Origin of the sequence: Gordonia hankookensis (assembly GCF_014673215.1) — a bacterium.
GTDB classification, from domain to species: Bacteria; Actinomycetota; Actinomycetes; order Mycobacteriales; family Mycobacteriaceae; genus Gordonia; species Gordonia hankookensis.
Genome location: NZ_JACWMS010000005.1, coordinates 219,447 through 230,092, shown reverse-complemented (window position 1 = coordinate 230,092; position 10,646 = coordinate 219,447). Strand labels below are relative to the sequence as shown.

Below are 10,646 nucleotides of genomic sequence, written 5' to 3'. Positions count from 1 at the left end.
GTGGCATCTGTCCATGTCGTCGGTGCCGGGTCGTCAGGGATCCTGATCGACGGAGCCAGTGGATCCGTCGGTGCTTTCTCGGTCGTTCCGAACAGATTCTGAGTTCCTACCAGATTCGACGACCGACCACGCCGAGCCTCGTCGCGTCCTACCGTGTAGTCGAGGCCACCTCGCGACAACGGGAGGACCTCCGAACCGCTGCCGACCACCAGGAGATCGAACATGACCGTCACCACCGAGTCGACCAGTGACCTCGTGGCCGAGCCGATGCGTTCGCGCCGTAACCACTGGAACAACCAGGTGCGCCGGCATGCGTTCATGACACCCGACCGCACCGCGGTGACGTACCTCGACACGGCGATCACGTGGCGAGAGCTCGACGAGCGGTCGCGCGCGTTCGCCGCAGCATTGCACCGCCGCGGTGTGCGATTCGGCGATCGTGTCCTGATGGCGCTGCTCAATCGCACCGAGTACATCGAGGCGGTGCTGGGCGCCAACCTGATCGGCGCCATCCCGGTTCCGGTGAACATCCGGATGAGCCCGGCCGAGGTCGCCTATCTCGTCACCGACAGCGGTGCCAGGGTGATCGTCACCGAGAAGCTGCTCGCACCGGTGGCGGAGGCGGTCAGAACGTCGACGGGCGCCATCGACACCACGATCGTCGTCGATGGCGGCGACGGTGGCACGCACCTCGACTACGAGACCCTCGTCGCCGAGGATCCGACGGATCTGCCGGAGATCGATGTCCCGGAGGACACCGTCGCCGTGATCATGTACACCTCGGGAACAACCGGAAAACCCAAGGGTGCCATGCTGACCCACACAAATCTGCAGGCGCAGGCGGTGACCACGATCAGCGCGTCGCAGGGGAGTACCGACGACGACGTCGCCTCGGTGGTACCACCCATCTTCCACATCGCAGGCCTCGCGGCATTTGCGCCGGTGTTCTATCGGGGTATCCGGTCGGTGATACATCCGCTCGGCGCGTTCGATCCCGAGGCGATGCTCGACACACTCGAGCGCGAGGGCACCACGTCGGTGTTCATGGTCCCGGCCCAATGGCAGGCCGTGTGCGCCGCGCAACAGGCACGTCCCCGCGATCTCAAGCTCCGGACGATCAGCTGGGGAGCTGCTCCGGCATCGGACACCGTCTTGAACGCGATGAACGAGAACTTCCCCGCCGCACTCAACATGACAGCCTTCGGACAAACCGAGATGTCTCCTGTCACATGCATCCTCGAAGGCAAGGATGCGTTACGCAAGATCGGTTCGATCGGCAAGGTCGTCCCGGCGGTGACCGCCCGCATCGTCGATCCGATGATGAACGACGTGAAACCCGGGGAGGTCGGCGAGATCGTCTACCGCGGCCCGAACATGATGAAGGGCTACTGGCAGAATCCGCAGGCCACCGCCGATGCGTTCCGAGGCGGATGGTTTCACTCCGGCGATCTGGTGCGCCAGGACGACGAGGGTTTCCTCTACGTGGTGGATCGCGCCAAGGACATGATCATCTCCGGCGGCGAGAACATCTACTGCGCCGAGGTCGAGAACGTGCTGTACGGCCATCCCAAGATCGCCGAGGCAGCCATCATCGGCCGCGCGGATGACAGGTGGGGAGAGGTGCCGGTGGGGATCGTCGTCCTCGCCGACGGCGTCGACGATCTCACCCTCGCCGAACTCGAGCCCTACCTCAACGAGAATTTGGCACGCTTCAAGCATCCGAAGGATCTCGTCATCCTCGACGAACTGCCGCGAAACGCGGGCGGCAAGGTGGTGAAACCCAGGCTGCGCGAAGCGTATGGCAGCAAGGACGCCGGGCTGGCCGACTGATCGCCAACGGCGTGTGAGTCAGCGGCGGGCGTCGATCAGGTGGCGGGTCGAATGAGCGACGAAGGAACGGCCGGCACGCAGGTGCGCGTCCATCTCGCGCAATTCGTCCTCATAGGTGTCAATCGAGAAGTCGGGAACCCACCACACGCATTTGCGGAGAATCCACACGACCGCACCCACATCGAAGAACTCCATTCGGCAGCGCGCTCGCTGCAGATTCACGACCTGGAGCCCGGCCTGTTCAGCTGCGGCGACCTCACGTTCGGGGTCACGTCCGCGACGCTGCTCTGGCAGGGGACCGAGAAAGAACTCGATGAGTTCGAACGCCGATGCCGGCCCCACATGCTGGGCGAAGTAGTGTCCGCCGGGTTCCAGCACCCGGCGGATCTCCGCCCAGTCCGGCCGGACCGGATGGCGTGCTGTCACCAACTCGAATGACCCGTCGGGAAACGGCAACCGACCACCGTCGGTCGTCTCGACCACCCGAACTCCGCGCGGGCCCAGCGAGTCACGAGCTCGTCGTGCGTTGCGCGGCCAGCCCTCGGTCACCACCATCGTGGGTGGGAGAACGGGCGCTTGCGCCACCACTTCGCCACCGCCGGTGTCGATGTCCAACGCCGACCGTGCCCGGCCGAGGCGGTCGGCCAACTGCCGCGAGAACCCCCACGGTGGACGTTGCTCGATTGCGCGGCCGTTCAGCGAATCGAAGCCCCACCCACTCACGTCGGCGGATGCGGCCTCCGCGACAAGCGTCTCGAAGGACCGCATCCCGTCACCGAATCCGCTACTTCGAATAGTCGTAGAACCCCTTGCCTGCCTTCTTGCCGAGATACCCGGCATCGACCATCCGCTGCAGCAACGGCGGCGGAGCGAGGTGGGGTTCGCGGAACTCCTGATACAGCGATTCGGCGACGTCGAGGACCACGTCGAGGCCGACGGTGTCGCTCAGCGTGAGCGGTCCCATCGGGTGGGCACAGCCATTGATCATGCCGGCGTCGATGTCTTCCTTTGTCGCATAACCGCTTTCGTACATCCGAATCGCGCTGACGAGATAGGGGATGAGCAAGGCGTTGACCACGAATCCGCCGCGGTCACCGGCCTGGATGGTCCGCTTGCCGAGGTGGTCGCGGGCATACGTGGTGACCGTGTCGATCGCCTCGGTCGAGCTGGCGAGACTCGCGATGATCTCGACGAGCGGCATCACCGGCACCGGATTGAAGAAGTGCACACCCACCACCCGGGAGGGATCGGCCACATTCTTCGCGACGCGGATGATCGGGATGGACGAGGTGTTGGTCGCGAGAATCGCGTCTGCAGCAGTCACCTGATCGAGCTCCGAGAAGAAGTCGACCTTGAGGGACTCGATCTCCGGCAGCGCCTCGATCACCAGTTCCCGATCACCGAAGTCGGCGATGGACGTGGTCGTCCGCAGCCGGGCGAGCGACTCCGTGGCCTGTTCCTCGGTGATCTTTCCTGCCTTGGCTCCACGTGCCAGCGACTTCTCGATCCGGGCGCGCGCGGCGTCGGCCGCATCCTGGTCACGCTCGAGAACCAGAACCTCGTCACCCGCGCGTGCGGCCACCTCGGCGATCCCGGCGCCCATCGTCCCGCCGCCTACTACTCCCAGGTGTGTCACGTGTAAAGCCTCCCGTGTCGAGATCGGATATCGCAGGTCGATGGCTCTACGCCGTCGACGCACTCTGATGACAACCTAACGGGCTCGGCCCGGCGCGTCTCGATCGGATCGGGCAACTGGCGGCCCGACCGCGGAACTTTTCACCGCATGGCCGCATCCAACCCAGTGTTCACACCAACCGGTAACGACGCGAGGGACAAGAAGATGACAAGCACCAGCATGATCGACACGCCGAGCACCGAAACTGATCGCACCGACGATCCGCGCGCCGTACGCAGGCACCCACCGGAACGGTTACGCAAGCTGGTGGTCGCGGCTCTGACCATGACCGCGCTGCTGATGGGTTTGGGTCTGTCGACAGCGGCTCCGGCATCCGCAGGCCCGGTGGATTGCTCGTCGTTGCCTGCCCGGATCGCCACGCACAATCAGGAGGTCGCACAACTCTCCGCCTATGCACAGTCGGTGAACGCATCGGGTGGTGGCACGTCGGCGCAGGTCGCCCAGTACGAGGCGCAGAAGGCACAGGTCAACGCCCGGCAGCGGGCGCTGGAGGCGGAACGGGCAGAGTGCGGCCGGCGGGCGGGCCAACAGGCGCAGGAGAGGGGTCGTGAGGCGGCTGTCCCACGGCCGGAGTGGCCCGCCGCAGGTCATGCGAATCAGCTTCCCAAGTCGGGAAGTACGCCCTACGTTCCGCCGAAGAGTGCGCACGGCCGACCCAAGTCGGTCCGGAACGGCGGATTCATCGACAACAAGGGCCGCACCTGGACCTGGGACAAGTCCCGTCACGGTGGGGAACACTGGGACGTGGTGGATCGCAGCGGTCACCATGTGAACGTGTATCCCAACGGCCATGTCCGCGGTTAGGTGAGACAGGAACGGATGATGGAACTTCTGACAGGCGTGGACCCCCGCCACCTTCCGGATTGGGTCGATTCGAGGCTGGTCGTCCGGATCAGCGGGCAGAGCGATACCCTCTTCGCGATCGTGGGGAACCCCCACACCTTCCGTGGCCTCCTCGCGATCAACGATCTCGCCACCGGGCAGAACATGTCGGTGCGACCATCGCAGATCAGCGAGGCCACCGAATTTGCCCGGGGCTGGCTCGAGGGGTACCTCAGCGGCAACGAACCCGCGCCACCGCCGCACGATGCGCTGGAAGAGTTGCGCTGGAATCGCGAACGGGCGTTGTTCCACATGTACGAACGCGAGATGCCGCCCCAATCCCAAGGACGGTACGTCGTGGACGCCATCCGATCCACCCCGGGTATCCCGGCGACCGAGGCGTATCGGGCGGTCGCGTCGGTGTTCGCCGAACTGTCTGTCGCGCACGCACTGTGGCGTCACAACGGCTGGCTCCCCGTGACCGCCGATCGCGCGTCACTACCCGCGATCGGGATGACGTCCGCCGACGACGTCGAGGCCGCCTTCCGGTGTGTCAATCCCGCGTACGCGATCGACGGCACGATCGAGACGTGGCAGAGGTCGCTGCGCGTGATCAACGGCCACACCGGCGCGGCCGACGCGGGCCTTGTCGAGATCCTCATCGACCTCGACACCAGTGGGCCACTGGTCGATCGGCTCCACATCGTGGTCAATGTGGAACGGCCGGATCAGATCGCCGCCGCTGATGGCGCGACGTCCGAGAGTCTGCTCGAAGACGTGCTCGGGGCGATCATCGTCGGCCTCGATCCCGACGTGGCGTCCGTGGCCCACGGTGCTGCTCTCTACGAAGGAGAGCCGTTCTCGATCGAGCCGCCCGACGAGTCCGAGGACCCGACACCGCCGATACTGCCCGGGTCCCTGACCTACGTGGCGGCGCGGGTCCGACCCGATCTGGATCCGATCGGCCCGCTCCCGTTCGATCGTGAACCGGCCGGTTCCGGAGTCCTCATCCGGCACCGAGGTGGCCTCACCATGACCGGTGAGACCGCGAATGAGCTTTCCCGGGCGTTGAACTCGCATACTTCGGTGTGACGACGACACCGGCGTGACGACACCGGCGTGACGGCGACACCGGCACGACTCCCGACGACTCACAGACAGCGACGTCGCAGCGCATCGAGAGCGTTCTCGGCGGCGGTGACCTCGTCGGCGATGCCGGATTCGCCACGGACGGATTCGAGGGTGGCCAGCCAGTCCGGGATCCGCTGCGCGAGAACGGCGCGATCAGGCGATGCCGCGGCGACCGAGCTCAGAGTGGTCGCGAACTGCATCACGTGATACGGCCAATGGGTTCTGGTATTCCATTGCGACACAGCAAGATCGATTCCTCCCGGAGTATCGAGAGCGGAGCCTGGCATGACGTACCCACCGTACGCCTGAGCGACCCTGCCGGACGGATGATCCTCGGCCGACCAGTCGGCGATCTCGGCGATCGGCGTCGTCTTCACGCGTCGACCGACGTTGTCGGTCGGGCCGTCGAGCACCCGGTAGGACAGCCCTCGGTCGGACATGCAGAATCCGCCGAGCACCCAGCCGACGTCGCGGCCGTTTCCCAGGCGCCGGAAGGTCGTCTCACGCCAGACCTCACCGTCCGGGGTGATCACCGTCGGAGGGTTGCCCCACGCCCACGCGCCGTCACGGTAGCCCCATCCGATGTACGCGCTGCGGTTGCCGATGTCGGCCGGCCGAACAGCACGCAGGATCATTCCCGAGCCTGATTGGAACGCGGTGGAGATCACGTAGACCCATCCGTCGTCCGGATCGAAATCCCAGGTCCACGACTGCGCCAAGCCGTCGTGCAGGTCTGCTGCGAACGTGGCGTGGGGGCCCATGTGTCCCCACGTGACACCGTTGTCCGACGATCGCCAGATCTCCGTCCAATGCACGGTGGGGAAACCTCGTACGACGATGGCGTGCAGGTAGAGATCATCTCCCACACGAAGCAGATCGCTCGGGATCACCGTGGAGAACCCACCGCGGTGCCACGGGGGAGAGTCGTGGATGTAGGGCCACAGCTGGCGGGCATAGGCCGGATCCGGCCCGCCCGCGCGTTCCCAGACCAGCCGACCCTCGGGGTTCCGGTTTCCGATCAACACCACCGGCGAACGCCAGTCCGACGATCCGGCCCGCGCTTTGCGATACGTGTCACCGAAGACGGCGACGATGTCGCCGTTGGGTCCCTCCACCATCGCCCCGAGATCGGCTGCGCCGACACCGAACTGGGTCGACACGCCTGGTCCGGTGACGTTTCCGACCTTCATACCCCCGGGTGGTCGACGGTCTCGTGTGAATCGCATCAGTGCTGCCTCGGTGTGTCCTCACGGGTTCGGCTGGCGTCTGGCCGCGAGCCTACGCCGCTCACCGCACGTCGTCCGATCAGTGACAGGGGTTGACATACAACCAAATGGTTGTATGTTTGAGAAGTGACCGATACGGACGAGGACAGAGCAGACGCCCTCTTCCACGCGCTCTCCGATCGCACACGACGCGACATCATGCGTCGGGTATTGACCGGCGAGCACTCGGTCTCGGTACTGGCGGCCGAGTACGACATGAGCTTTGCCGCCGTACAGAAGCATGTCGCCGTGCTCGAACGCGCCGGCCTGCTCACCAAACGTCGCAACGGTCGTGAGCAACTCGCGACCGGCGAGGTCGCCGCGGTACGTGCGGTCGCGACCATGCTCACCGAGCTCGAGGCGGTCTGGCGAGGTCGGATCGCGCGCATCGACGAACTCATCGCAATGGAATCACCACAGGAGGACTGATCAATGCCTGTCACCAATGTCACCCACGACATCGACTCCCGCACGCTCACCATCACCGCCGAGTTCGCCGCGCCTCCGGCACGCATCTGGCAGCTGTACGCCGATCCGCGCCAGCTCGAAAAGATCTGGGGCCCACCGACATATCCTGCGACTGTGGTCGAGCACGACTTCACCCCGGGCGGTCGCGTCACGTACTACATGACGAGCCCCGAAGGGGAGAAGTTCGGCGGCTACTGGGTGCTCGAGACCATCGACGAGCCGAACGGGTTCAGCTTCGAAGACGGCTTCGCCGACGACGACTTCAAGCCGATCGAGTCCATGCCGGTGTCGACGAACACCTACGCATTCGAAGAACGTGCAGGGGTCACGGTCGCGACCTACGTCAGCGCATACGACACCGCCGAGGCATTGCAGAAGGTGCTCGACATGGGCATCGTCGAAGGCGCGTCCGGAGCGATCAATCAGATCGATGCCCTGCTCGCGGGATAGATCCTCGTACTGACCACGGTCGCGATGAGTTCGGTGCCGCCGATCGGTCTGTCTTCTACAGACCGACAACCGTCAGGAGCTCACCATGACCGCGACCACTCGAGTGATCAGCGTTTCCGTCCCGGTGCGGGATCAGGACAAGGCGATCGAGTTCTACACCCAGACCTTGGGGTGTGAATTGGTCACCGACGTGGAGCTGTGGCCGGGCGCCAGACTGGTGGAGGTCCGGCCACCCGGCTCGAGCGTGTCGCTGCTCCTCCTCCCACCGGACAGCGAGATCCCGGTGGCCGTGCGGCTCGGCACGACCGATGCGGATGAGGCGCATGCCCGCCTCACCGCAGCCGGAGCCACCATGCACAATGACGAACCCCTTCGGTGGGAGGGCGTCCCGCCGATGTTCGCCTTCGCCGACGGCGACGGCAACACCCTCGTGTATCTCGAAGAGGGCGGGCCGACCCGCGCCTGATGTTCGCGAAGGTCAGTCGACCAGCAGCACGATCTTTCCTCGGATGTGCCCTTCCTCCCCGAAGCGGTGCGCCTCGGCGACCTCTGTCAACGGGAACGCCTGTGCCACAGGAAGTGTGAAGTGTCCGGAATCGACCAGGTCGGCGATCCCGGCGAGCGCATGGAGGGCGCGCCCGGAGTCGCCGCGGCTGAATCGCACGCCATGGTCCTGTGCGCCGGCGAAATCGGCGAGGGTCACGACGTGGTCCGCACCACCGGCGAGCTCGATGAGTTCGGGCAGGACACCGCTTCCGGCCACGTCGAGCGCGAGGTCGACACCGCCGGGTGACATCTCGCGCACCCGCTCGACAAGTCCGTCACCGTAGGCGAGGGGCTCCGCCCCCAACGTCCGCAGATACTCATGATTGGCCGGACTCGCGGTCCCGATCACACGCGCGCCGCGGGCCACCGAGAGCTGAACCGCGGCACTCCCGACACTGCCAGAGGCACCACTGATGAGCACAGTGCCACCGCTGCAGACACCGAGTTGGTCGAGCGATCGGGTGGCTGTCTCGACGGCTGCGGGCAGGGCTGCCGCCCCGGCAAAACCGAGCGTTGACGGGATGGGGGCATAGTGCGACAGCACGGCCAGTTCCGCTTGGCCTGCACCGTCGTCGGAGAACCCGAATACGCGATCCCCGATGGCCACGTCGCTGACGCCGTCACCGATCTCGTCGACGACGCCCGCTGCCTCATAACCGATGGTCTGCGGCAGATCGGGGTCCATCAGACCGCTGCGCTTCTTCCAATCACTGGCGTTCACGCCGGCAGCGTGCACGGCGATCCGGATCTGGCCCGGTCCCGCGTGGGGGTCCGGAAGATCCGCGATCTCCAGGACCTCGGGACCGCCGAACCTGCTGAAACGTGCCGCCTTCATCGCTCGCTCCGATCTCGCCCCGGTCGTCGAACCATCCGTGGCTCAACCGTACCGGCCCTCAACCAGGGGTCAGTCCGGAGACAGCGGCGAGCATGGCATCGAGATCGTGAGCGATGGCACCGATGTAGCCGTCCGGACGGATCAGAAACATCGTGTCCGAGGTGATCCCATAGGTCGTCGCGAAATCACCGGCGATGTCCGCGAGGACCACCGTCGAGGCATCGAGTTCGGCCTGTGCTGAATTGACGGCCACGGTGCGCAGTCGCGCACCGACGCTGGGCCATGTGACGTGGCTGAGATGCGCGGCCGCGGTGGGTCCGTGGCCGACCACTGTGAAATGCGGGCCCGCGTAGAGCTCGAAGAGGCGCATCGGACCGCCTCCGTCGGCTTTCAGCAGCCGGGCATCAGGGGCGCGATCGCCCACCTGCAGGGTGCGGGTGGATTCTGCGTCCACCGGGGCCAATGGCCCGCCCCGGTAGGTGATGCTCAGCTGGCGTTCGTCGTCGCCTCGCTTGAGTGCGGACGGATCGAGCTTGGTGAGCTTGTCGTAGTTCTTCGTGGACAGTCCGAGAACATGTGCGGCGATCGGTTGCCGTTCGGCCTCATAGGTATCCAGCAGGCGTTCCGGTGCCCCGGCGAGTACCTGGGAGAGTTTCCAGCCGAGGTTGTACGCATCTTGCACACCGGTATTGAGGCCTTGTGCCCCGGCCGGGGTGTGGACGTGGGCGGCGTCGCCTGCGACAAAGACCCGACGGTCGCGATAGCGTTGCGCGAGCCGGATATTGGGGCGAAACACCGATTTCCAGGAGATCGCACCAAGCTGCATCCGACCGTTGCGGGTGCGGGTGCGGATGAGATCGGTGAGTGCGTCGTCGGCCAGATCGACGATGTCGTCGTCGCGGATGCGGATCATCCATTGGAACTGCTCGGAATTCGGGAGTGGGCATGCGCCGGTGAACCTGCCTCCCAGAGCGGGCCAGATATGCCAGCGGTCGCGCCTCAGTCCATGTGTGACGGCGTCGAGGATGATCATCCGGTCCGCGTCATCGGTGGTCCCCTCGAACGGGATCGCTTGCGATTTCCGGACACTGCTACCGCCGCCGTCCGCGCCCACGACGAACCGTGCGCAGGTCTCTGTGGTCCCATCGGCGTCGACGATGGTGGCCGTCACCGACTCATCGTTCTGATCGAGGTCGATCAGTTCGGTCCGATAAGCGACCGTGGTACCGAGGGTGCCGAGTCGTGCATGAAGGGCAGCGACGGTGCTGTGCTGGGGAATGAGCCAGGTACTCGGGTATGGCACCTCGGTGCTCGGGTCCTCGACGGTCACCATTCGCTTCGGAATGGTGAGTGGGCCGAGGTGGATACCCATGGGCGGGTAGGTACTGCCCCCGGCTTCGATCTCGTCGATGACGCCGAGGTCGGCAAAGACCTCGAGGGTGCGCGGCTGAATTCCCTTGGCGCGCGAGCCTTCGAAGCCGCCGGGGGCTCGATCGATGATCCGGACTGAATGCCCGCGGCGGACGAGGTCGATCGCGAGCGTGGTTCCGGTCGGCCCTGCACCGACGATCAGGACATCGACGGCTTCAGTGGAGGTCATCAG

Annotated in this window: 11 protein-coding genes; 6 read left to right on the top strand and 5 right to left on the bottom strand. The window is 65.5% G+C overall.

The annotated features are described in order from the left end of the window. Positions 1-222: 222 nt before the first annotated feature. The gene (gene fadD5, locus IDF66_RS21585) at positions 223-1,830 is read left to right on the top strand and encodes a fatty-acid--CoA ligase FadD5 (RefSeq protein WP_190268558.1); all 1,608 of its coding nucleotides are present in this window, start codon (positions 223-225) and stop codon (positions 1,828-1,830) included. A gap of 18 nt (positions 1,831-1,848) precedes the next feature. Here fadD5 and IDF66_RS21580 read toward each other — a convergent pair whose 3' ends face one another. Together IDF66_RS21580 and IDF66_RS21575 are read right to left on the bottom strand one after the other, a co-directional pair. Beyond that, positions 1,849-2,598 carry a class I SAM-dependent methyltransferase gene (locus IDF66_RS21580; RefSeq protein WP_190268557.1) on the bottom strand — a complete coding sequence of 250 codons (750 nt, stop codon included), beginning with the start codon at positions 2,596-2,598 and terminating at the stop codon, positions 1,849-1,851. A gap of 16 nt (positions 2,599-2,614) precedes the next feature. After that, positions 2,615-3,466: a 3-hydroxybutyryl-CoA dehydrogenase gene (locus IDF66_RS21575; RefSeq protein WP_164309749.1), complete on the bottom strand. Its 852-nt coding sequence runs from the start codon at positions 3,464-3,466 to the stop codon at positions 2,615-2,617. Positions 3,467-3,670: 204 nt separating this feature from the next. On the opposite strand from IDF66_RS21575, the gene IDF66_RS21570 reads away from it, so the two are divergent. Further along, positions 3,671-4,330 carry a polymorphic toxin type 37 domain-containing protein gene (locus IDF66_RS21570; protein WP_190268556.1) on the top strand — a complete coding sequence of 220 codons (660 nt, stop codon included), beginning with the start codon at positions 3,671-3,673 and terminating at the stop codon, positions 4,328-4,330. An 18-nt stretch (positions 4,331-4,348) separates the two neighbouring features. Beyond that, a complete protein-coding gene (locus IDF66_RS21565) occupies positions 4,349-5,440 on the top strand; it encodes a hypothetical protein (RefSeq protein WP_190268555.1) in 1,092 nt (363 codons plus the stop codon). Positions 5,441-5,499: 59 nt separating this feature from the next. Here IDF66_RS21565 and IDF66_RS21560 read toward each other — a convergent pair whose 3' ends face one another. Then, the gene (locus IDF66_RS21560) at positions 5,500-6,705 is read right to left on the bottom strand and encodes a DUF4185 domain-containing protein (protein WP_190268554.1); all 1,206 of its coding nucleotides are present in this window, start codon (positions 6,703-6,705) and stop codon (positions 5,500-5,502) included. Between the two features lie 126 nt (positions 6,706-6,831). On the opposite strand from IDF66_RS21560, the gene IDF66_RS21555 reads away from it, so the two are divergent. The 3 genes from IDF66_RS21555 to IDF66_RS21545 all read left to right on the top strand — a co-directional run bounded on the left by IDF66_RS21555 (position 6,832) and on the right by IDF66_RS21545 (position 8,128). Beyond that, positions 6,832-7,173, top strand: coding sequence for an ArsR/SmtB family transcription factor (locus IDF66_RS21555; protein ID WP_190268553.1), 342 nt, complete (start codon positions 6,832-6,834; stop codon positions 7,171-7,173). A gap of 3 nt (positions 7,174-7,176) precedes the next feature. Continuing rightward, positions 7,177-7,662: an SRPBCC family protein gene (locus IDF66_RS21550; protein ID WP_190268552.1), complete on the top strand. Its 486-nt coding sequence runs from the start codon at positions 7,177-7,179 to the stop codon at positions 7,660-7,662. An 85-nt stretch (positions 7,663-7,747) separates the two neighbouring features. Next, a complete protein-coding gene (locus IDF66_RS21545) occupies positions 7,748-8,128 on the top strand; it encodes a VOC family protein (protein WP_190268551.1) in 381 nt (126 codons plus the stop codon). A gap of 12 nt (positions 8,129-8,140) precedes the next feature. Here the strand turns inward: IDF66_RS21545 and IDF66_RS21540 are convergent, their stop codons facing one another. Together IDF66_RS21540 and IDF66_RS21535 are read right to left on the bottom strand one after the other, a co-directional pair. Continuing rightward, positions 8,141-9,043 carry an NADP-dependent oxidoreductase gene (locus IDF66_RS21540; RefSeq protein WP_190268550.1) on the bottom strand — a complete coding sequence of 301 codons (903 nt, stop codon included), beginning with the start codon at positions 9,041-9,043 and terminating at the stop codon, positions 8,141-8,143. A 58-nt stretch (positions 9,044-9,101) separates the two neighbouring features. After that, positions 9,102-10,643, bottom strand: a complete 1,542-nt coding sequence (locus IDF66_RS21535) for an FAD-dependent monooxygenase (RefSeq protein ID WP_190268549.1) — start codon at positions 10,641-10,643, stop codon at positions 9,102-9,104. Between the last annotated feature and the right edge of the window lie 3 nt (positions 10,644-10,646).